We start from the raw sequence: 22,226 nt of genomic DNA on the forward strand, positions 1-22,226 counted from the left end.
TCAGAAGCAAATCCATGGTCTCATCACTGTTTTGTCATGATCTTATGCGTCATGGCGGGATCGTGCACTGAGCCGCCCCCGTTGGACGAGTCCGCACATTCCCTATCCATCAGGCGCCATTGTGATTTCGGTCGCGTGAAACGCCGATGTAATCTATCGACCAATGCCGACGATCGACGCCAAGGAGACACGCGATGCTACCCGCCGCCGACCGCTACGACGACCTGCTCTCCCGCTTCGCGTGGGACGTTCCGGCCCGTTACAACATTGGTGTGGACGTCTGCGACAAGTGGGCCGACGGGAGCGGACGGCTCGCGCTGATTCACGAAACGACGCAAGGCGACGTGTCCCACCTCACGTTCGACGACCTGAGGAATGCTTCTAACCGGCTCGCGAACAGCTTTGCGCGTGCGGGATTGCAACGCGGCGACCGGATCGCCATCTTCCTCGCGCAGGGCCCCGAAACCGCGATCGCCCATCTCGCCGCGTACAAACTCGGCGCGATCGCGGTGCCGCTGTTCACGCTGTTCGGCGCCGACGCGCTCGAATACCGGCTCGCGAACAGCGAAGCCGCCGCGCTCGTCACCGACGCGGCCGGTTACGCGAAGATCGCGCCGCTGCGCGCGCAACTGCCGGCGCTGCGCACGTGCTACTGCATCGGCGACGATGCGCCCGTTGCGCCCGGCGTGCTGCGCTTCGACGCCGCACTGGCCGCCGAATCGCCGGATTTCGTGCCGGCGGACACCGCCGCCGACGACCCGGCGGTAATCATCTACACGTCCGGGACGACCGGGAAGCCGAAAGGCGCACTCCATGCGCATCGCGTGCTGCTGGGCCACCTGCCGGGCGTCGAGATGTCGCAGCAATGCTTTCCGCGCGACGCGCGCCTGTTCTGGACACCCGCCGACTGGGCGTGGATCGGCGGGCTCCTCGACGTGCTGCTGCCGTCATGGCACCACGGCGTGCCCGTACTCGCGCGCCGCTTCGAGAAGTTCGACGGCGAAGCCGCGTTCGCGCTGATGGCGCGGCACGGCGTGACCCATGCGTTCCTGCCGCCGACCGCGTTGAAGCTGATGCGCGCGGTGCCCGCGCCGCGCGAGCGCCATGCGCTGGCGCTGAAATCGGTCGCGAGCGGCGGAGAATCGCTCGGCACCGAACTGACCGCCTGGGGACGCGACGCGCTCGGCGTGACGATCAATGAGTTCTACGGACAGACCGAATGCAACATGGTGCTGTCGTCATGCGCGGCGCTGTTCGACGCGCAGCCCGGTGCGATCGGCAAGGCCGTGCCCGGCCATGCGGTCGCGATCGTCGACGAGCACGGCACGCCGCTCCCGCCCGGCGTCGAGGGGCGCATCGCGGTGCGTCGCCCCGACCCGGTGATGTTCCTCGAATACTGGCGCAATCCCGCCGCGACGCGCGACAAGTTCGCGGGCGACTACCTCCTCACCGGCGACACCGGCACCATCGATGACGACGGCTTCGTGCGCTTCGTCGGCCGCGACGACGACGTGATCACGAGCGCCGGCTACCGGATCGGGCCGGGGCCGATTGAAGACTGCCTGCTCACGCATCCGGCGGTGCGGATGGCGGCCGTCGTCGGCGTGCCCGATCCGACGCGCACCGAGATCGTCAAGGCGTTCGTCGTGCTGAACCCCGGCCATGTCGGCGACGACGCGCTCGTGCAGGCACTGCAGGCCCACGTGCGAACGCGCCTGGCCGCGCACGAGTACCCGCGCGCGATCGCGTTCGTCGACAGCCTGCCGATGACGGCAACCGGCAAGATCGTGCGCCGCGCACTGCGCGACGCATGAACCGGGCGCGTGCCTCCGCGCCGCGTGGCTGGCCGCGCGCCCGGATGGTTTATAGTGGCGCCCACGCAGTCTTTTCAGTACACGACCGATGTCCTCCGACCAACACGAATCCGCCGCGGGCGCGTCGCACAGCCCGCTCTACGCCAAACTCCTCGGCGAAACCGCCAAGATCGACTGGTGCGACCTCGAGCGCTTCTTCGCGCAGGGCAAGCTGCTGTCGGTCGCACGCGATCTCGATCTCGTCAGCGTCGCGGAAGCGATCGCCGGCGACGACGCCGAACAGGTCACGCGCTGGCTGTCGTCCGGTCTCGTCGCGCGCATGCCCGCGGAAACCGCCGCCGACTTCGCGGCGCGCCATCCGGAGCTGTGGGCGGTAGTGGTGTCGCCGTGGGTCTGCGTGCAGGAACGCGCCTGACGCGTTCGCCATGTCCGAATCCGCATTACCGCACGGAGCCGGCACCGGGTCGGCCGCGGTCTCGCACCGGCGCGTCCTCGCGCTCGCCTTCCCGATCGTCCTTGCGAACCTGACCCAGCCGATCCTCGGCGCGGTCGACACGGCCGTCGCCGGCCACCTCGACGGCGCGCAGTATCTCGGCGGCGTCGCGCTCGGCGGGCTGTTCTTCAACTTCGTGTTCTGGGGCTTCGGCTTCCTGCGCATGGGCACGACCGGCCTCGTCGCGCAGGCGCACGGCGCCGGCGACGCCGCCAGCATCCGGCTCAACGTGCTGCGCGCGCTGATCGTCGCGTTCGCGCTCGGCGCCGCCGTGCTCGCGCTGCAGGTGCCGCTGCTGTCGTTCGCGCTGACCGCGCTGGGCGGCAGCGACGCCGTCCGCGCGACGGCGCTGGCCTATGGCCACGCACGAATCTGGAGCGCGCCGTTCGCGCTCGCGAACTACGTCGTGCTCGGCTATCTGCTCGGCGTGCAGCGCGTGCGGCTCGCGCTCGTCGCGCAGGTCTTCATCAACGCGGTGAACATCGGCGCCGTGCTGCTGTACGTGTACGGCTTCGGCTGGGGTATCGCCGGGATCGGTGCGGCGACCGCGACCGCGGACGCGTGCGGCTTCGCGCTCGGCGCATGGATGCTATGGCAGTTGCGCCCGCGCGGCCTTGCGCCGCTGGCCGTGGGTGCAATGGCGGATCGTGCGGCGCTCAAGCGGCTGATCGCGCTCAATCGCGACATCTTCCTTCGCACGCTGTGCCTGCTCGGCGCGTTCGGCTGGTTCGCGCACCTGGGCGCCAAACAGGGTGACGCGACGCTCGCGGCCAACGCATTGCTGCTGAATTTCCAGACCTTCATGGCGTACGGGCTCGACGGCTTCGCGCATGCGGCCGAGGCGCTCGTCGGCGCCGCAGCCGGCGCGCGCGACCGCGCCTCATTCCGGCGGGCCGTGCGGGTCACGCTGCTGTGGTCCGCGCTCGGCGCGCTGCTGTTCGCGCTCGTCTACTGGGCGGCCGGCGGCTGGATCGTCGCACGGCTGACCGACCAGGCCGGGATCCGCGCGGTCGCGCTGCAATACCTGCCGTGGGCAGCGATCTCGCCGATCGTGTCCGTATGGGGGTTCCTGCTCGACGGCGTGTTCATCGGCGCGACGCAGACGCAATCGCTGATGCGCGCGATGGTCGTGTCGTTCGCGATCTTCATTGCCGCGACGCTGGCGGCTGTCGGCCCGTTCGGCAATCACGGGCTGTGGTTCGCGCTGCTGCTGTTCATGGTGGCGCGCGGCGCGACGCTCGCGCGCTACCTGCCGGCGCTGACGCGGCGAATCGGCGCCGACGCACCCGCAGCCGGCACCTGACGGCCACTCAGGCCGGCCGGTTTCGTTATTGCGCGGGTGCGGGTGCGGGTGCTGACGGCCCAGGCGCACCGAGCATCGACGGTGGCGTCATGTCGGTCGGCACGCCGTGGTAATCGGCCGGATCTTGCGGCGGGTGGCCGCGGCGGACCTGGCGGGGATCGCCGGAACAGCCGGCGAGAACGGACGCGGCCAGCACGGCCAGCATGAAACGGGTCATCGGTGAGGCTCCGGAAAACGGCGCGCCCATCGCGCGCCAGGACCGCGCCGAGTCTAGCGGAATTCCGGGTTAGGGGTTGTCCCGCGCATGTTCTACCATGTACCCATGGCGCTGTGCCGTTGAAAGGAGGCTGCCATGTCGTCTGAAGAGATCGCCGGCCTGATTGGTCTGTTCATCGGTCTGATGGTGCTCGTCGCCCTGTCCTATTTCGAGTCGCGCGAATACAAGCGCAGCCACGGCGGCGAAGGAATGATCCATCACTGGATGGCCGAACACCACCTGCTCGACTGGCGGCGCAAGCACTAGGCAAGCCCGCGCTGTCGTCCGGGCCGCCGCTTGCGCGGCCTGCTCCGAACGTGCGCCTGCGTGCACGGTGGGCAGTGTGTACCGCCCAAATTAACAGGGCCGGATAGAACAACTTCCTCGGAACGAACAAACGCCGTCGCGCGGCAATCTGCCGTGCAACGGCGTTCACTTGCGTGCGCGCCTGAGCAGCGCGCCGCGATCAGAATGGCTCAGCCCAGAAAGTGCCGGGCATAGCGGGCGTTGATGTCCGACAACCGGAACAGCGTCAGGAAGTCCGCGCAGTTGAAGTCGGGATCCCACGCCGGCGCACCGCAAATCTTCGCACCGAGACGCAGGTAGCCCTTGATCAGCGGCGGCGGTGCGACGACGGTGCCCGTCTGCAGTTCGTCGACCGGCAGCGCCGTATGAGGGAACGCGCGGTATTCCGGCGCCGTCAGCGAGTTGGCCGGCAACGACTGATACAGGTTCGCCGCATAGTGCCCGCCGTCGGCCATCGACACGCTCGCGCAGCCGAGCATCGTCTCGTAGCCGTTCTGCATCATGTACGCGCCGAGACCGCCCCAGAGCGCCATGATGACGGCGCCGCTGCGGTAGTCGCTGTGCACGCACGAGCGGCCGACCTCGACCATCTTGCCGCGCAGGTGCGTCAGGCGCGACAGGTCGAATTCGCCTTCGGCGTACAGACGGCCGACACGTGCGGCCTGGTGCGGCGGCAGCACACGGTACGTGCCGACCACCTTCAGCGTGTCGAGATCGCGCACCAGCAGATGATCGCAATAGGCGTCGAACGGATCGACGTCGAGACCGGATGGACCGCTGACCTGCGCGCCCATCTCTTCGGCGAACACGGTGTAACGCAGGCGCTGGGCCTCGCGCAGTTCGTCTTCCGTGCGGGCCCAGGCGGCCCGCAGACGGAACTCGGATGTGACGGTTTCAGCAGCGCGCGGCAGGTGACGCCGCGACGTGTCGAGGGGAAGCGAGGCAAAGGGGAGCGTAGGCGTCGGCAGTTCTCGCATTAGGCTTTCCTGATCGTAAGGAATAGGACGACATGCCAGCCAATGTAGTAACCGGTCGTTACCGTTCTGTGGCACGACCGTGTCCTTTCAATGACGTGTCGCCGAATTGACTTTAGCAGAAAGCCTGCGAAACCGTATGATCAATGCCTTCGAACCCCTTCAGACAAGGTCTGGCGTCAATACCGCGCGCAGCACGGCCTGACGGCTGCCGTCGCGCGTGCGGCTCGCGAGCCACACGATACCGCCCTTCTTGACGCTCCAGCTGTCGCCGTTGCCGGCGATCAGCTGCGCCGCGACGCTGCCGAGCGTCGGCTGGTGCCCGACGATCACGACCGTCGGCGCGATGCCGTCGGGCCACCCGGCGGCCGCCAGCACGTCTTCGACGCTGCCGCCCGGCGCGAGCGCATCGACGGTCCGGTACTGGTCGGTCAGCGCCTCGACGGTCTGCACGGTGCGCGCCGCCGGGCTAGCGAGGATCATGCTGCTCGACTCGAGCCGGCCGCGCAGCCATTTGGCCATGGCCTGCGCTTCCTTGCGCCCGCGGGCCGTCAACTGGCGTGCGAGGTCGCTTGCCGCGTAGTCCTCGGCTTCGGCGTGGCGCCACAGGATCAGGTTCATCATGATGTCTCTCCAGGCTTCGACGAATGATCCGGCCGCACACTCGCAGGCCGGACGATCACGCTTCGAATTGTCGCCAATCGTGAGCGTTTCGTGATGACGTGCGCCTTATGCAAAACGTGATTGACCCAGTTACCCATTAGACGATAGAATCTTTGGCTCGTCGGAGCGTAGCGCAGCCTGGTAGCGCATCTGATTTGGGATCAGAGGGTCGTAGGTTCGAATCCTATCGCTCCGACCAAAGGAATCAAGGGGTTAGCGAAAGCTAACCCCTTTTTCTTTGGTGCGTCACCGGGCTATTGCTACTATTTTGCTAGCATCTGGATGCGATTCCCATAAGGAACCGCGCCCGATGGCTGACCGTCTCGTCCCCGCCCAGCACCGCCTTTTCATCGCCCGCGCCGACTGGCGCGATGCCGAGCAGTATCCCAAGCGACCCTCCGCGATCTAGCCATCTGGTCTTTGGAACTCCTCCGGCGCAATAACGATTACGCACAAGACTACATTCGGTACCGTCACCGATATGCCAGAATTTTCCACTTTCAAATGGGACAGTTTTGTAGGCTAAGGCCAAGGGCATCGGCCTAGTGTCGAGTACGGGGAACTACATGGCGCTGCTCAATATTCCGGTCGAAGCGCACCCCGTAACACTCACTGCCAGCACCAGCAGTACAACCCGACCTGCGATCGTTCGGGGCATGTCGTTCTCCTTCTCCGTCGCTCAGACCTCCGTAAACGATACCGACTGTGACGCCACCAGTTTCGGCGGAACCGGACACGCGCACCGACAGAGGTCGTCACTCAGCGCTGACTGTCGGCCATCCGGTCCGGTGCTCGAATGACGTGGGCCATCGCACTCGATCACGCCGAGCGTCTTGCACACCGGGCACCATACCGGATCGTGTTCATACGCTTGTTCGCGGTCGTGCAGCATGTCCAGTCCGTCACCACCCTGCACGATGCCTCCGACTGTCGTCGCGTCACCCTTCACGATGTCGTAGCGTCGCATGTCGCCTCCGCTCAGACTGCGCCAGGCCGCAGTCGCAGACTGTTCAGCAGTGTGTCCCACGTCTGCAGTGCGCCGGCCTCATCGACCGGTGACGTTGCCTCTTCAGGCTTCAAATCAGGACTGCTCGCCCCAAGCAGCAACTGAATAGCGGTATGTGGTTTCGCCAGCGTACTTGGATCGCCCGGCGCGAGCAGGTAGAAGCGATAGGACGTGATCTCGCCTTCCTTCAGCGCGAACAGCACTTCCTCAGCGTCCATCCCAGCCACCGTGCGCTTGCCTTGCCGCAGGATGCGGTAGCTGCCGCCCGAAACCTGATCCATCTTCGCGCGCAGTTCGGGAAGGGTTTTGGTTAATGGCGATTTCTGGTCCGCGTTCACCGAATCGCGCATCTGAATGACGAGTAGCGCCGGCCGGCCCGGCATCAGCGCCAGTGACTGGCTTACTTCCTCGGTCGAAGTCGACGAGCCTGTGGCAATCCCTCCGTCGAAACAGAACCCTGATTCGGTTGGGACCGACCAGTTATCGCGCGCCTTTATCCGACGATAGATCCCATTATAAATATTTTCGACATCACCAATTGCAGCCGATCCAACGCTGCTAGTTGTGTGAAACAAGGTATTATTTTCGTAAATATATCCCTCCGTATCGAAAGGCAGTCCGTTAGCCGAAACCGCATCTTGGAATACGAACACCCTGGAATCCTTTGTAGGAGAAAATGCCTTCTCTAGCCATACATGATTTGTTTCTTCGTTTCTGCGCCCAGGATTAATGCGCTTTTTTGTACGCAACTCTTTTTCCCGGGCGGCAACTTTCCCCTGATACGTCGCAGACGATACATTGTATCGCGTCTCCAGTTTTTCTCCCTGAAACTCATACCGTTGATTGGTGATTTCGCTTGCCACTGGGCGTTCAAAAACGAAGCGGCCGATGCACCACGGCCGTGGCTTGGACAACAAGGGATTCGTCATGGTCGGTTCACCGGAAAACGTTATCGAACAGGCACATATGCCTGTGACTAGAAATAGAAATCGGCCAATTCGTGTCAGCATTTCGGCTCCGGGGCATCCTGCGCGATTTGCACGACGCTGTAGAGGAGCGCCCAGCGCGTCCACGGATGGTTATAGCTTTCCTGATGCACGTAGCCTCCCTGGTCAAACACCATTTGTACGCCGTGGGCTGCGCCCCCCTCCGCGCCGCGCGCGGGGGCTTCGGCGGACCAGACCGGCACCGTTCCGTCACCCGGCACGATGCCATTCTTCTCCGGATCGGGCGTTTCGCTGCCAGGCGGCAGCTTCGCCACCTTCTGCACCTCGAACTCGATCGTGACGTTGCGCGAATCTAAGTGCACGCGCAGCTTTCCAGTGTGGGAATCGTCGTGTTTCTCCCCCAGGAACCGCGCAGAGCGCAGCTCTTCCTCCGTCACTCCCGCCGGCACATCTCCCTTCCAAATCACCGTACCCCATGCCAACAGATCGGTCAGACTCTCGCCTTTCTCGATCTTGGGCTTGCCGTGATTTTCATCCGATGCCGCCGCCCTAGGCTTCAGCTCTCCATCCCCGTAGGCAACATACGTTTTATCGTGATATATGTTAATTATCTTATTTTGGTTTTCGACAACCTTTTTAATTGTATCCTTGAAGTTGTCAACCACCGACGTCTTTTTATCGCTTTTATCAAGTCGTTCTTTCATAATTCCGGCTGGATCGAGTAACGAAGCCGATTGCTCGGGCACCAAGCCGTACCACTTTGGGTTAGTGAAGACATCATCGTAAGTATTTCCATCCTTCGGCAACTTCATCACCGGTTCGCCGTTGAGCCGCGCAAATATCCACCACGGTTCGCCGTTGTGGTAATCCGGCATCGGCAACAGCTCAAGCGGTCCCGGCGCATTCGCGGCCACCGCTACGAACTCGTCTGCATCGCTCCCGAGCAGGGCACCATTGATGAAACCGTTTACGCCGCCCTCGCTGCCGCCACCGGTGCGGAACCGCTTCGCCGCGATTGGTGCCCCGGTCGCCGGCAGCACGTTGTGAAATACACCGTGCATCAGGTCTGCTCCGCCGTGCATCGCGATCGCCATCCGTGCAACCAGCCCGCCCATGGAGTGCGTGAGGATAATCGCCTTACCGCTATGGTTCTCCTCGATGATCTCCCTGATGCCCATCAGGCGCGTGATCTTGCCGGTCTTCTTGTCCTTGAAATCCGCGCCATCGATCACCTGTTGCGCAGATTTCTCATTCGATTGCAGCCAGTTGTAGCCAATCGCGTACACTCGGTACTGGTATTTCATGAAATGCTTGAATACCTCCGAGTCTCTTGTGATCGCCTGCCCCCGGCCTTGCGCGCCGGCATCGATCGCCCCGTAGTCGGCCGGCTCCGTGTCCAGCAGCGGCTTGAGCGCCCATTTCTTGCCGTCAGGGTCGCCTGCAATCCATGGCCCTTTATGCTTCCCCAGATGCATCGGCTCGTTCAGTTGCTCCTGCAGCCACGCCAGCATCGGCTGATAGCTCGACCTATACACTGAGCCCCAACCCCGCCGAATGGCCTCCTTCTCGTCCACGTACTGGTCTGGTTCAGCATCCTCTTCGTGCTTGCCGGCGCTGACTGGCCCGAACGGGGTGACGGCTGCCAGGGTCGGGTCGAACAGCTTTTCCCGTGCGGACGCCCCCTTGAACCACATGCCGATCAGTGCTGGCAACGCGCCCGCCTTTCCAAATAGGCCGTCCGTCTCCGGTGCAAAGAATATCTCGTCTCCGGTTTCGGCATTCACCAGTGGCGAACCCATCACGCCTGGCAGGAAGATCACCGGAATGATTGGCCGCACGTCGCACAGCAGTTCTTTGGTGCGCGTGTCACTCGCCGGCGTCAACGTAAAATGCCCGACCGACGCCCCGTCCTTGTCCGTGCGACCAGCCTGCCGGACGACTTCGTTCTCGGCATCGTCACTGAACGGCGATCCGCCGCCGGATTGATCTGTGTTTTCGCTCATCGTTATTCTTCAAATTCGCGCATCGGTTATCGAATTCATGCCGCAGGACCGTTCGGCTTCGGCCGCAATGCGCGCACCGCCAGCTTCTCGATATCCTCGCTCTTCTGCTCGGCCACGTGCCCCAGCTCGTTCGTCATCCCGGTCAGACGTGTGCCGTCCCCGCGGATCAGTTCGTACGGGTGGTTTTTCAGCACCTCGCCCGTGATGCGATCACGCAGCACATACGGATCGTTAAATTTGGCCTGCGGCAGACTGTTCATATGCTGCGCAATCGAACTCGGCCCCTGACGGCTGAGCGACGCCGATTTAATCGTGCGCGGGCCTTGCGTACCGTCTTCAATGCCAGCCGCCACCCAACGGGTGTATGAGCCGCCCGCCTTGATGATGATTTCATCGGCGTCGAGCACAATGCGCTTGGCCTTCACCGTCACGTCTTTACCCGCATTGACGTTCACGTCATCCGTGTTGGCCGACAGCTTGATCGGACCTTTCGCCGTCACAAAGAATGCGCCGAGTTTGTGCGCGAAGAAGCTCACCTTTTCCGCGGCCGCCACGACGAACGACTTGCCAGTTGCCACGTACGTGTTCTCGTTACTGACGACGTTGACCTCTTTCTCGGCCACGATATGCGTCGAGTTGTCTGCGACCAGTGCAATGTCCTTCGGCGTCGATACCAATATGTTCGGCTGCGCAAATCCGTTGGCACTGCCAGTACCGCCACCCGCCGTCACGCCGCCCGACGTATCGCCCGACACCGGATGCTGGATGTCCGTCGATAGCGCCTTGAGCGCATCCTGTCCGGTTTGCAGTGATTCCGCCTGAGCGGTTGTGCTTGCGCTAGACAGCGACTCGACCAGCATTCCCGCCTGCTGCAACTGCGACCGCGCCTCGTCCACGCCCATCTGTTCATCGTCGTAGGATTTCGAGTGCGCACTGATGGACAACCCCTTGCTGGCACGAACTGCCCCGAACTCGTCGGCGTGCAGGATGAAACCTGTACCCAGGTACTGTCCGCGCGTGTTGCCGTCATGCTTGATCAGGTAGCCCTGCGTCAGCGCCGCATAGCTCTTGCCGGTATAGCTGACCAGCCGCGTGCCGCCTTGATTCGTAGAATCGTCGTGGACGAACGAGTTGTATGCGCCTGTCTTGCCGAATCCCTCCGACTTGAACCCGGACAACAATGCGTTTGAATGCCATGGAGAGGGGGTCGCGCCTCCGTTGATACGCCCTAATACGAACGGCTTGTCACAGTCGCCGTTCCAGTAACCAACGATGACCCATTCCCGCGCCCTCGGGACGTGGACAGCCCCATAACCGTTCCCGGTATCGGATTGAAGCGACGACAGCAATGGTGAGGAATTGAAGGCTTCCGGCGGGTTCTTGCGATCCCATGCGAAATGCACCCTGATCTGGTTTCGGTCGTTCGTCCACGCCTCCGCGCCATCCGGGGTCACGACAAGCGCGTGTTCGATCGACATGACAGGCTTCGGATGATCCAGCGGGCTCCGGTATTCAACAGCCGTGGGCTGCGCTTCGACTTCGATCACAAAAAACCCGGCCGAGCCATCCGCCTCATGTCCAAGCGTCTTGAACCGCTCACGGTGAATCGCCTGCTGCTCGGCCAGCGTTGCACGAAGACTTTGCGGAAACTCGGCCGTCTGCTGGCCGATCGGGACGTTGTTCTCGATGAACCAACGCGCCTCGACCACCAGAAACTCTCGCTTCTTCGCATCACCGCCTTCGTGGCGGGGATGTCCGTTCAACATAAACCGCGAACCGGCATCAAGCCACCGCACGCCTCCGACACCAAAATATCGGCTTGCTCGCGCATCCCACATCTCTACTCGCCGTCGCGCTCGCACCTCACCGGTGTCTGAGCTGGAATAGCCGTAAGCCGTCGATTCGTAGACCGTCATCGGCGCATCAGGAACGCTATGCTCAGCTTTCTGGCCGCGCTCCTCCATAACATAGCTCGTCGCGGCAAGTCCGCTCTCAACCTGAAAATCGGACGCGGGCCGCTTGTAATCAAACGCACGCGACATGTAACGCGTGCTCTGCATCGTCTGCACCGCTGCCCAATGGGCGAAACCATCGGATTCATTGCTGTCGTTCGCCCGAATGAATTCAACTGGCTTGGCGTCGGGAAGGGTCGAGACGCGATCAACGATGACGAGCGTCGTCTTGGGAGCGTCGCCTTCGCTAACGTTTTCGTGGGCCCAGTAAAAATACCAACCCTCAGCCTCAGCCAAGCGGTTCACAAAGTGAAGATCGGATTCGCTTTGCCTGCACCAAGAACGCTTGGCAGGATCGGATGACAGCGCAAAACGGTACTGCCCGCGCAATTGCGGATACCGATCGAGCACGTCAGAGATGATCTCGCGAGCGTCTTTCTCGAGCCAGCCTTCTTCGTTGTGGGTCTTCTCAAGAAAGACCAGTGCCGATGAAAACTCGATCTGGTATGTCGAAAGGCCGCCGTTTCCGCCCAAATAGGCCACCCGATGCACGAAGCCGTGGACCGGACGATAGACGGGAACCGCAAAAGGAGCCGTGACCTGCTGAATCCGCAGGGTAACGGGTTGGTGCATCAACGACAGCAGCGCAGTGTCATCGCGCGTCGACGCGACGTCAATCGTGTACGAATAGTCGCGCCCGATTCTGGCCGATCCGCGGGCCCGTAACGGCACTAGCGCATTCTTGCCGAGCGGCGTATCCAGCATCAGCAGTCGCCCCTGCTGCAAAACGCCCTTGCTGATCGCCTCATAGAGGTCGCGCAACTTCAGGTCCCCGAGTGCGGACGGTCTGATATCCATTTTCGTTATTTCTCTCAGGTTCGACCGTCAATCCAGTGATAAAGGCGACGGTCAGCCATTCCGACAGCAAGTTTCTCGCGCGATTCTAATCTAAAGTCTGAGAAATATGGTGCGGCTTGACTGAGTTTGCCCCCGGTCATCTAGCGGAGCTGAGGCTCGCGCTCAGGTGCAATCGGCGACAGCGAGTCATTGATCACAAATTTGCTGAGCTCCGCTTGGGCGTTGGCAATGACGTACGACGGGTAATTCAGCAATTGCTCGTTTCGGAGGACAAGTACCTTCTGGATCGCGGCCATGCCATCGGCCATAGTCGTGAATTTGTCTTCAGCCTTGCCGCAGACGACGCAATCGTGAAGCGCCGCTTCATCAGCGGCCTGGAACAAGTCCAGGCCGGTTCGCCCCTCCGTCACTTCGTGGACGAAGTGCGCGCAATAGGTGGCGCAGAACAGCTAAGCGACAACAAGACCGGCCCCGGCGCTAGTCGCGGGAGAATCGCCACTCTCGTTGCCGGTACAGGTCGCCGAGCTTTCCTCGTCCCTACGCCACCGCACGCTTATCAAATTCCCCAATCCAATCGATCATGAGTTTCGGGTCATCGGCCAGCTCGTCGACTCCGGGAAGAGTGGCGTCGAACTCGTCGGACTTTGAGTGCTCAAACCGAGAATATTTCGTCGTCATTTGATCGACGAGCACACTGTCATCTTGTGTGATCTTTGCGGGTGAGCGAATCTGCGGAGTCTGACGGAGCGCCGAAATTTTTCGATTAAGCCGTTCAGCACGACCTTTTCGACCGCTTCCAACGCATCATCGAGAAGCGCCCGCAATGAAAGTCTATGTGTGAAGCAAACACCTGTCGTGTGCGCGACAGCTCAACCAGCGATAAGGGTCAGAGCTTGCGTCCTTACCTTATCGACTGTCAGATCGGGATAGCCCTCAATCTCGATCCGCTTTTCTTACGATTTACTTTCATATCGAGAATGAACGTCTTGACGCCGCTCGGGCCGATGCCGATCGCTAGGCCACTCACCTTCGTGTCGTAGTAATACTCCCAGCCCTTCTCTGGCATCGGCAACGCTTCGGTCGCCGCTTTCGTAAAATTCAAGGCATCCTTGCCCGCCCGCTGCGTTTTCTCGCTATCGCTCATCGTTGCTAGCATTTTGCTACTACGTGCAGCGTTGTGGATCGGAACAGCAAATCGCAATGAGCTTAAGTTCCACATCAAATCAATGATTTATAACTTCCATCGATCGCCAGCGACGTTGAAAATTGCAGGGACACCCGATTTGGAATCAGAGGGTCGTAGGTTCGAATCCTATCGCTCCGACCACGAGATACACGATAAGGGTTGCAAGCCATCGCGCTTGCAGCCCTTTTTCGTTTGGTCCGCCGCCCGCTTGCGCCACCGGTACCGTACCGCCCGCAGCCCGCGCACGAAAATTGCGGGAACACGCGATAATGTCCGCGACCAACCCGCAATCGCGCATGAAAAACCACGTTTTCAAGACTGCCCTGCTCGGCGTGCTGCTCGCAATCGGCACCCTCGGTGCGTCCGGCGTCGCATCGGCCAAGTCGCTCGATGACGCGCTCGACTGCCATTCGAACGGCCACAAGTTCGTCGCGCCGCTGCTCGCGGCAGGTGACATCCAGTCGGAGCCGATGCACGTCGAATCGAATTCGGTGAACGCATTCCGCACGAACCATCCGCTGACCGCCTACGGCTTCGGCGTCTATGTCGTGCTCGGCTACCAGGCGAACGATCCGATTTTCCAGCCCGGCGACGGCACGCCGATCGGCAACTGGGCATACGGCGTCGTGGTGCGCGGCACGAAGAACGCGGTCGAGCAGGCCGTGCGCAAGGCCGGCAGCGACGCGACCGTCAAGCAGGCATTCCCGTTCCTGACCGCGATCGTGTGCTCGGACTGAGCGCATCGCAAGGCAGCCTGGCGGCGCGAGCGCGCCGCCGTCGTGCCGGCGCGTCACGCGCCCGTATAAACCACGCGGTACGGAATACCGACCTTCTCCCACTCGGCCGCTTCCTGGCTGAGGCTGTAGTCGGTCAGCGGGTTCTGCTCGACCCATGCGCCCGGCAGGCGCACTTCATACCCGCCCTTCTTCATCTGCGACACGGAAATGTCCGGCAGCCCGGCATCGGTCCGGCGCCGGCACAGCAGCGCCGCGAGCCTCAGGCAGAACAGCAGCGGCCATTCGACGTCGCGCGCCTGCGATAGCTTGCCGAGCTTGCCCGCATGCCCGAGCACGAGCGCGGCAAGGCGCGCCTGGTCGGTGCGCGAGAAACCCGGCATGTCGGCGTTGCTCGCGATATAGGCCGAATGCTTGTGATACGAGCTGTGCGAAATCGACAGGCCGATCTCGTGCAACGCGGCGGCCCAACCGAGGAACATCCTGCCTTCCTCGCGTTCTTCGTCGTCGGATTCGTCGAGCTCGTCGTAGAACCGCACCGCGAGCGCACCGATACGCCCGGCCTGCGCGCGATCGACGCCGTAGCGGCGCGTGAAGCCCTCGACGGTCACCGCGCGCATGTCCTCGTGCTGGGTCCGGCCGAGCAGGTCATACAGCACGCCGAGACGCAGCGCGCCGTCGGTGGTATCGACGTAGTCGACCCCCAGCTCCTCGAATACCGCGAGCATGATCGCGAGGCCGCCGGCGAGCACCGGCACGCGATCGGGCTTCAGCGCGATCAGCTTCAGCCGGTTCACGTTCTCGGACTTGATCAGCGCGCGCTTCAGGCGTTCGAGCCCGCCGCGCGAAATGCCATGCGTGATGCCCGCGTCGTTGAAGCCGTTCGCCTCGACGAGCTCGGCGAGCGCACGCGCCGTGCCGGACGAACCGATCGCCTGGTCCCATCCGGCCTTCTTGTACTCGCTGGAAATGATCTGGATCTCGCGCTTGGCCGCGAGTTCGGCCTGCCGCATCGTGTATTCGTCGACGTTGCCGGCCGGGAAGAACGCGCGGCTATGGCTCACGCAGCCGATGTAGAGGCTCTCCATCACGATCGGCGTGTAGTGCGAGCCGATGATGAATTCGGTCGAGCCACCGCCGATGTCGACGACGAGCCGCTTGCCGGCGCTCGCCGGCACCGAATGTGCGGCACCCGCGTAGATCAGACGTGCCTCTTCGCGGCCCGCGATCACTTCGATCGGAAAACCGAGCGCCGCTTCGGCCTCGCCGAGAAATTCGCCCGCGTTCTTCGCGACGCGCAGCGTGTTGGTCGCCACCGCGCGCACATGATCGGGATGGAAATCGCGCAGGCGCTCGCCGAACCGCTTGAGCGCCTCCCAGCCACGCTCCTGCGACGCGCGATCGAGCATCTTGTCGCTCGACAGGCCCGCGGCCAGTCGAACGGGCTCGCGCAGCGCATCGACGGGATAGATCTGGCTGCCCGCCGGCGTTTCCTCGACGCGCCCGACGATCAGCCGAAAGCTGTTCGAGCCGAGATCGACGGCAGCCAGCAAGTGGGGGGATGTAACCATCAGAAGGGGGCTCCGTGCGCGTTCGCCCGCGGCAGCCGGCCGGCCACGCTGGGCGATCAATCAAAGGCGACATTTTAAGCGTGGAACGCTTGCCGTTGCCACGCTTCACGGGCATGTACACGGGTAGATTGTATATGGCCGAAACATTTATGAGACAAAACGGTTCAGGCGTAGAATTTCCCGATATAAATACATTATCGTCATCAGCACGTCATCGTACCGTGAGAGTTTCCGAGCGTCCTTTCGAATCATCGCCCGAATCACCCCCTACTCTGCCGATGTCCGTCCGCTATCCGCTTCTCAATCGTGAACTCGGCATCCTCGGTTTCAACGAGCGCGTGCTGGCCCAGGCGGCTGACCCGCAGATTCCGTTGCTCGAGCGACTCCGCTTCATCTGCATCACGAGCAGCAACCTCGACGAATTTTTCGAAGTCCGGATGGCCGGCCTTCAGGAACAGATCCGCGACAACCCGGGCGCACTCACCCCCGACGGCATGTCGCTGCAGCACGCTTACGACCTCGTCGTCGAGCGCGCGCAACGGCTCGTGCACCGCCAGTACACGATGCTGCACGATACCGTGCTGCCCGCGCTCGAACAGGAAGGGATCTACTTCCACGCGAGCGACACGTGGAACGAAGAGCAGCTCGAATGGGCGCGCCGCTACTTCCTCGATGAACTGCTGCCGGTGCTGACGCCGATCGGCCTCGATCCCGCGCACCCGTTCCCGCGCGTGCTGAACAAGAGCCTGAACTTCGTCGTCGAGCTCGAGGGCCGAGACGCGTTCGGCCGCCAGGCGGTGATGGGCATCGTGCAGGCGCCGCGCGCGCTGCCGCGCGTCGTGCGCATGCCGCAGGCGCTGTCGGGCTTCGAGCACGGCTTCGTGCTGCTCAGCTCGTTCATGCAGCGCTTCGTCGGCGAACTGTTCCCGCAACTGGTCGTGAAAAGCTGCAACCAGTTTCGCATCACGCGCAACAGCGAGCTCTTCGTCGACGAGGACGAAATCACCAACCTGCGCGTCGCGCTGCAGGGCGAGCTGCCCGCGCGCCACCTCGGCAACGCGGTACGGCTCGAAGTGTCGGCCGATACGCCGGCGCATATCGTTCGGCGCCTGCTCGAGGAAAGCCTGCTCAGCGAGAAGGACTGCTATCGCGTGGCCGGCTCCGTGAACCTCGTGCGGCTGATGCAGATCCCCGATCTCGTCGATCGCCCCGACCTGAAGTTCGCGCCGTTCGCCGCGTCGATCCCGCCCGCGATCGTCAACGCGCCGACGATGTTCGACGCGATCGACGACGGCGACATCCTGCTGCACCATCCGTACGAAAGTTTCCAGCCGGTGCTCGAACTGCTGCAGCAGGCCGCGAAGGACCCGAGCGTCGTCGCGATCAAGCAGACGATCTACCGCACCGGCACCGATTCGCCGTTGATGGACGCGCTGATGGAAGCCGCGCGCAACGGCAAGGAAGTGACCGTCGTCGTCGAGCTGCTCGCGCGCTTCGACGAGGAAACCAACATCAACTGGGCGTCGCAGCTCGAAGCCGTCGGTGCGCACGTCGTGTACGGCGTGGTCGGCCACAAGTGCCACGCGAAGATGATGCTGATCGTGCGACGCGTCGTGCAGAACGGCAAGGCGTCGCTGCGCCGCTACGTGCACCTCGGCACCGGCAACTATCACCCGCGCACCGCCCGCCTCTACACCGACTTCGGCCTGATGACGGCCGACCAGAAAATCTGCGAGGACGTCCACCACGTCTTCCAGCAACTGACCGGGATCGGCGGCGAGCTCACGCTGCACGAGCTGTGGCAGTCGCCGTTCTCGCTGCATCCGCGCATCATCGAATCGATCCGCGCGGAGATCGACAATGCGCGCGCCGGCAAGCGCGCGCGCGTGGTCGCGAAGATGAACGCGCTGCTGGAGCCGTCGGTGATCGCCGCGCTGTACGAAGCGTCGCAGGCCGGCGTCAAGGTCGACCTGATCGTGCGCGGCGTGTGCGCGCTGAAGCCCGGCGTGCCGGGGCTGTCGGAAAACATCACGGTGCGCTCGATCGTCGGGCGCTTCCTCGAACACCACCGCATCTACTATTTCCACGCGGGCGGCGCGGAGGACGTCTATCTGTCGAGCGCCGACTGGATGGACCGCAACCTGTTCCGCCGCGTCGAAGTCGCGTTCCCGATCCGCGAGCGCAAGCTGAAGCGCCGCGTGATCGCCGAAGGGCTGTCGGTCTGCCTCGGCGACAACCAGTCGGCCTGGCAGATGCTCAGCGACGGCCACTACCGCCGGCGCCGTGCGGGCAAGACGCTCCGCAACGCGCAGCTCGGGCTGCTCGCGAAGTTCTGTTCGTAGACACGGGGCGGCGCGCGGTTTCGCGTGCCGCGCCACCAAACAAAAAAGCACAGCCCACGGGCTGTGCTTTTTTGTTTGCGGCGTATTTGCGTTGGGATGCCGACGTCAGGCACCCGATTCGCGTCACGCGCTCACGCTTCGAACGCGGCCGGCCGGATCGCGATGATCCGCGAGGCCGGGAAGCGCGCGGTGAACGTGCTGCCCCGCCCCTCCTCGCTCTGCACGTACAGGTGAGAGTCGTGCCGCTGCAGCACGTGCTTGACGATCGCGAGGCCGAGCCCCGTGCCGCCCGTATCGCGCGAGCGGCTGCGGTCGACGCGGTAGAAGCGCTCGGTCAGCCGCGGCAGGTCGGCGGCCGGGATGCCGAAGCCGCTGTCGGTGACCGAGAACACGCCTTGCGCGCCCTCGCGCCGCCACGACACGAAGATCTTGCCACCGTCCGGCGTATAGCGGATCGCATTGGTCACGAGATTCGCGAACGCACTGAACACTTCGGTCTGCGCGCCCGTGACGCCGAGCGTCTCGTCGATCGTGAACGCAATCTCGTGATGCCCGTTCGACAGCGTCTGCGCATCCTCCTTCAGATGGTCGAACACGGCACGCATGTCGATCGCGTGATCCATCGGCGGCTTGCTTTCGCCCTCGAGCTTCGCGAGCACCAGCAGATCGGTGACGATGTGCCGCATCCGCGACGCCTGCTGCTCCATCATCTCGAGATAGCGCGCGCGATCTTCCTCGTTCAGCGGCAGTTCGCGCATCGTCTCGAGGAAGCCCGACAGCACGGTGAGCGGGGTCTTCAGTTCGTGCGACACGTTCGCGACGAAGTCGCGCCGCATCGCGTCGGTCCGCTCGAGCTCCGTGATGTCCTGCGTGAGCAGCAGCTTGCGGTTCTCGCCGTACGGAAACACCTGCACTTCCAGCACGTTCTGCCGCGAGTCGCCCATCCCGCGCATCACGAGCGTCTCGTCGTAATGCTGCGCGTTCAGGTAGCGCACGAATTCCGGATGACGAACCAGGTTCGTGATGTGCTGGCGCAGGTCGCGCTTCGCGTCGAGGCCGAAATGCACCTCGGCGATCGCGTTGCACCACTCGATCTGGTCATGGTCGTCGAGCATCGCGACGCCGTTCGGCGACGCCTGGATCGCCTGGATGAAGCGCGAATGCTGCTGCTCGACCTGCCGCACCTGCGCATGCCATTGCTTCGCGAGCTTGTGCAGCCGGTAGTAGATTTCACCCCAGATGCCCGGTGCGCTCGGCACCTCGCCGTAGACGGGCGCATCGAGCAGACGCCACAGGCGTTGCGTATGGAAGGTACTGAAGAAGCCCTGCGCGACCAGCATCACGACCGCGAACCCGAGGCCCGCGATCGGGCCGGCGAACACGCCGACCAATACGCTGATCAGCACGAGCAGCACGAGCGACACGAGAAAGCGCGCCCAGATGATGTTCATGTTTCAGCGCCCGAAAGAATGAACGACATGCCGTGGCACACGGCATGTCCGGATACGTTACGCGTGCTTGGCGAGCCGGTAGCCGCTGCCGCGCACGGTCTCGATCATCGCATCGCAACCGGCCGGTTTCAAGGCCGCGCGCAATCGTTTGATATGGACGTCGACCGTACGCTCTTCGACGAACACGTGGTCGCCCCAGACCTGATCGAGCAGTTGCGTGCGGCTGTGCACGCGCTCCGGATGCGTCATGAAGAAATGCAGCAGGCGGAATTCGGTCGGGCCGAGATCGAGCTTGATCTCGCTGCCGTCGCCGTGCGCGGCGACCCGATGCGTGGCCGGATCGAGGCGCAGCCCGTTGATCGACACGACGTCCTCGGTCAGCTGCGGCGCGCGACGGCGCAGCACGGCCTTGATCCGCGCCATCAATTCCTTCGGCGAGAACGGCTTCGTCACGTAGTCGTCCGCGCCGATCTCGAGGCCGAGCACCTTGTCCTGCTCGTCGCCCCGCGCGGTCAGCATGATGATCGGGATGTGCTTGGTCCGTTCGTTGTTGCGCAGGTCGCGCGCAAACGCAATGCCGGACTTGCCCGGCAGCATCCAGTCGAGCAGCACGAGGTCGGGCAGCACGTCGCTGATCAGGTTCTGCGCCTGCTCGGCGTTGTACGCGCGAATCGGGCAGTGACCGGCATGCTGGAGATTCACCGAGATCAGTTCGGAAATCGCGGGCTCATCTTCGACGACGAGAATGTTGCTGGGCATCGGCACCTCTGTTCTTCCTTACGGAGTCGATTAACTGTTGGCTTCGCGATCGAGCGTGTCGCGCGGCTGGTGCCGCACGTCGGTGCCCTTCACGATGTAGATGATGAATTCGGCGATGTTCTTCGCGTGGTCGCCGATCCGTTCGATCGCCTTCGCGATGAACAGGTACTCGAGGCCGACCGAGATCGTGCGCGGGTCTTCCTGCATGTACGACACGAGCTTGCGCACGAACGCGCGGAATTCGAGGTCGATTTCCTTGTCGTCCTTGACGATCTGCGCGGCCGCTACCGTATCGAGGCGCGCGAACGCGTCGAGTGCGCGGCGCAGGATCGTCACGGCCATCTCGCCCGACACCTTGATCTCGGCGATGTTCACCGCACGCGCGGCCGGCTCGTCGATCAGGCGGCGCACGCGCTTCGCGATCTTCTCGGCCTCGTCGCCGGCGCGCTCGAGGTTCGTAATCGTTTTCGAAATCGACATCAGAAGACGCAGATCGCGCGCGGCCGGCTGCCTCCGCGCGATGATGTTGCCGCACTCCTGGTCGATGTCGACTTCCATCGCGTTCAGCGTTTCCTCGGCCGCGATCACCTTCTCGGCCGTCTCGCGGTCGAATTCGTTCAGCGCATGCATCGCACCGACGATCTGCGACTCGACGAGTCCGCCCATTTCCAGCACTTTCGACGACACGGCATTCAGGTCCGCGTCGAACTGGCTCGACAGATGTTTATCCGACATGGTTGTGATTCTCCGTCATCAGCCGAAACGGCCGGTGATGTAGTCTTCCGTTTCCTTGCGCACCGGCTTGATGAAGATCTTTTCGGTTTCGCCGAATTCGATCAGTTCGCCCAGGTACATGTAGGCCGTGTAGTCCGAGCAGCGCGCAGCCTGCTGCATGTTGTGCGTGACGATCACGACCGTGTAGTCGCTCTTCAGCTCCGCGATCAGTTCCTCGATGCGGCCCGTCGAGATCGGGTCGAGCGCCGAGCACGGCTCGTCGAGCAGCAGCACTTCCGGACGGATCGCGATACCGCGCGCGATGCACAGACGCTGCTGCTGGCCGCCGGACAGCCCGTAGCCGCTCTGGTTCAGCTTGTCCTTCACTTCGTTCCACAGCGCGGCCTTCGTCAGCGCCCACTCGACGCGATCGTCCATCTCCGAGCGCGTGAGCTTCTCGAACATCTTCACGCCGAACGCGATGTTGTCGTAGATCGACATCGGGAACGGGGTCGGCTTCTGGAACACCATGCCGATCCGCGCGCGCAGCAGCGAAATGTCGCGCTTGGTGGTCAGCAGGTTCTCGCCGTCCATCAGGATTTCGCCTTCGGCGCGCTGCTCCGGATAGAGCGCGTACATTTTGTTGAACGTGCGCAGGAGCGTCGACTTGCCGCAACCCGACGGACCGATGAACGCCGTCACCTTCCCTTCGGGAATGCGCAGGTTGATGTTCTTCAGCGCGTGGAACTTGTTGTAGAAGAAGTTGAGGTTGTTGACCTCGATCTTCGCGTTCAGCGGCGCCAGCGGACGGCCATGTGCCGCATCTTGCGTGCCGGCGGGCGCAGCGGTGCGCTCGACGGGATTCAGGTGGCTTTCTGCCATATTCATCGGATT

20 protein-coding genes and 1 tRNA gene are annotated in these 22,226 nt (G+C 63.0%); 7 read left to right on the plus strand and 14 right to left on the minus strand.

Features of this window, described 5'->3' with window-relative positions:
- Positions 1-194 precede the first annotated feature (194 nt).
- The 3 genes from DIE11_RS20295 to DIE11_RS20305 all read left to right on the plus strand — a co-directional run bounded on the left by DIE11_RS20295 (position 195) and on the right by DIE11_RS20305 (position 3,610).
- The gene (locus DIE11_RS20295) at positions 195-1,814 is read left to right on the plus strand and encodes an acyl-CoA synthetase (RefSeq protein WP_124626634.1); all 1,620 of its coding nucleotides are present in this window, start codon (positions 195-197) and stop codon (positions 1,812-1,814) included.
- 88 nt (positions 1,815-1,902) lie between these two features.
- Positions 1,903-2,229: a DUF2288 domain-containing protein gene (locus tag DIE11_RS20300; protein ID WP_124626636.1), complete on the plus strand. Its 327-nt coding sequence runs from the start codon at positions 1,903-1,905 to the stop codon at positions 2,227-2,229.
- 10 nt (positions 2,230-2,239) lie between these two features.
- On the plus strand, positions 2,240-3,610 hold the full coding sequence (locus tag DIE11_RS20305) for an MATE family efflux transporter (RefSeq protein ID WP_124626638.1): 1,371 nt from the start codon (positions 2,240-2,242) through the stop codon (positions 3,608-3,610).
- Between the two features lie 25 nt (positions 3,611-3,635).
- On the opposite strand, the gene DIE11_RS20310 is transcribed toward DIE11_RS20305, so the two are convergent.
- Positions 3,636-3,827: a hypothetical protein gene (locus DIE11_RS20310; protein WP_124626640.1), complete on the minus strand. Its 192-nt coding sequence runs from the start codon at positions 3,825-3,827 to the stop codon at positions 3,636-3,638.
- Between the two features lie 135 nt (positions 3,828-3,962).
- Here DIE11_RS20310 and DIE11_RS36435 point away from each other — a divergent pair, with 135 nt between their 5' ends.
- Positions 3,963-4,133: a hypothetical protein gene (locus DIE11_RS36435; RefSeq protein WP_162840567.1), complete on the plus strand. Its 171-nt coding sequence runs from the start codon at positions 3,963-3,965 to the stop codon at positions 4,131-4,133.
- A 209-nt stretch (positions 4,134-4,342) separates the two neighbouring features.
- Here the strand turns inward: DIE11_RS36435 and DIE11_RS20315 are convergent, their stop codons facing one another.
- Both DIE11_RS20315 and sixA read right to left on the minus strand, forming a co-directional pair.
- Positions 4,343-5,149 (minus strand): GNAT family N-acetyltransferase, encoded by an 807-nt coding sequence (locus DIE11_RS20315; RefSeq protein ID WP_059606381.1) that lies wholly within the window; start codon positions 5,147-5,149, stop codon positions 4,343-4,345.
- Between the two features lie 159 nt (positions 5,150-5,308).
- Positions 5,309-5,770: a phosphohistidine phosphatase SixA gene (sixA, locus tag DIE11_RS20320; protein WP_124626642.1), complete on the minus strand. Its 462-nt coding sequence runs from the start codon at positions 5,768-5,770 to the stop codon at positions 5,309-5,311.
- Between the two features lie 161 nt (positions 5,771-5,931).
- Here sixA and DIE11_RS20325 point away from each other — a divergent pair.
- Positions 5,932-6,008, plus strand: a tRNA-Pro gene (locus DIE11_RS20325).
- A gap of 480 nt (positions 6,009-6,488) precedes the next feature.
- On the opposite strand, the gene DIE11_RS20330 is transcribed toward DIE11_RS20325, so the two are convergent.
- From DIE11_RS20330 to DIE11_RS20355, 6 genes are all read right to left on the minus strand, one after another.
- Positions 6,489-6,776, minus strand: a complete 288-nt coding sequence (locus tag DIE11_RS20330; RefSeq protein ID WP_124626644.1) for a PAAR domain-containing protein — start codon at positions 6,774-6,776, stop codon at positions 6,489-6,491.
- Positions 6,777-6,787: 11 nt separating this feature from the next.
- Positions 6,788-7,744: a T6SS immunity protein Tli4 family protein gene (locus tag DIE11_RS36440; protein ID WP_185633793.1), complete on the minus strand. Its 957-nt coding sequence runs from the start codon at positions 7,742-7,744 to the stop codon at positions 6,788-6,790.
- A 74-nt stretch (positions 7,745-7,818) separates the two neighbouring features.
- Entirely contained in the window at positions 7,819-9,765 is a 1,947-nt protein-coding gene (locus DIE11_RS20340; RefSeq protein WP_124626646.1) for a triacylglycerol lipase, read from the minus strand.
- Between the two features lie 35 nt (positions 9,766-9,800).
- Positions 9,801-12,575, minus strand: a complete 2,775-nt coding sequence (locus DIE11_RS20345; RefSeq protein WP_124626648.1) for a type VI secretion system Vgr family protein — start codon at positions 12,573-12,575, stop codon at positions 9,801-9,803.
- A 140-nt stretch (positions 12,576-12,715) separates the two neighbouring features.
- Positions 12,716-12,958 (minus strand): hypothetical protein, encoded by a 243-nt coding sequence (locus DIE11_RS20350; RefSeq protein ID WP_124626650.1) that lies wholly within the window; start codon positions 12,956-12,958, stop codon positions 12,716-12,718.
- Positions 12,959-13,491: 533 nt separating this feature from the next.
- Positions 13,492-13,719, minus strand: coding sequence for a hypothetical protein (locus DIE11_RS20355; protein WP_260437150.1), 228 nt, complete (start codon positions 13,717-13,719; stop codon positions 13,492-13,494).
- 338 nt (positions 13,720-14,057) lie between these two features.
- Between DIE11_RS20355 and DIE11_RS20360 the strand changes: the two genes are divergently transcribed.
- Positions 14,058-14,498, plus strand: coding sequence for a hypothetical protein (locus DIE11_RS20360; protein ID WP_124626652.1), 441 nt, complete (start codon positions 14,058-14,060; stop codon positions 14,496-14,498).
- Positions 14,499-14,551: 53 nt separating this feature from the next.
- Here DIE11_RS20360 and ppx read toward each other — a convergent pair whose 3' ends face one another.
- Positions 14,552-16,066, minus strand: coding sequence for an exopolyphosphatase (gene ppx / locus DIE11_RS20365; protein WP_059603629.1), 1,515 nt, complete (start codon positions 16,064-16,066; stop codon positions 14,552-14,554).
- Positions 16,067-16,344: 278 nt separating this feature from the next.
- Here ppx and ppk1 point away from each other — a divergent pair, with 278 nt between their 5' ends.
- Positions 16,345-18,408 carry a polyphosphate kinase 1 gene (gene ppk1, locus DIE11_RS20370; RefSeq protein ID WP_124626654.1) on the plus strand — a complete coding sequence of 688 codons (2,064 nt, stop codon included), beginning with the start codon at positions 16,345-16,347 and terminating at the stop codon, positions 18,406-18,408.
- A gap of 131 nt (positions 18,409-18,539) precedes the next feature.
- Here the strand turns inward: ppk1 and phoR are convergent, their stop codons facing one another.
- Genes phoR through pstB form a run of 4 tightly spaced genes read right to left on the minus strand, consistent with a single transcriptional unit; the run spans position 18,540 to position 22,220 of the window.
- A complete protein-coding gene (gene phoR, locus DIE11_RS20375; protein WP_124626656.1) occupies positions 18,540-19,859 on the minus strand; it encodes a phosphate regulon sensor histidine kinase PhoR in 1,320 nt (439 codons plus the stop codon).
- 57 nt (positions 19,860-19,916) lie between these two features.
- The gene (gene phoB, locus DIE11_RS20380; protein ID WP_006750313.1) at positions 19,917-20,618 is read right to left on the minus strand and encodes a phosphate regulon transcriptional regulator PhoB; all 702 of its coding nucleotides are present in this window, start codon (positions 20,616-20,618) and stop codon (positions 19,917-19,919) included.
- Positions 20,619-20,648: 30 nt separating this feature from the next.
- On the minus strand, positions 20,649-21,353 hold the full coding sequence (gene phoU, locus DIE11_RS20385) for a phosphate signaling complex protein PhoU (protein ID WP_059523442.1): 705 nt from the start codon (positions 21,351-21,353) through the stop codon (positions 20,649-20,651).
- 18 nt (positions 21,354-21,371) lie between these two features.
- The gene (gene pstB / locus DIE11_RS20390; RefSeq protein ID WP_059523444.1) at positions 21,372-22,220 is read right to left on the minus strand and encodes a phosphate ABC transporter ATP-binding protein PstB; all 849 of its coding nucleotides are present in this window, start codon (positions 22,218-22,220) and stop codon (positions 21,372-21,374) included.
- Between the last annotated feature and the right edge of the window lie 6 nt (positions 22,221-22,226).

Origin of the sequence: Burkholderia sp. Bp9012 (assembly GCF_003853825.1) — a bacterium.
Lineage (GTDB): Bacteria > Pseudomonadota > Gammaproteobacteria > Burkholderiales > Burkholderiaceae > Burkholderia > Burkholderia diffusa.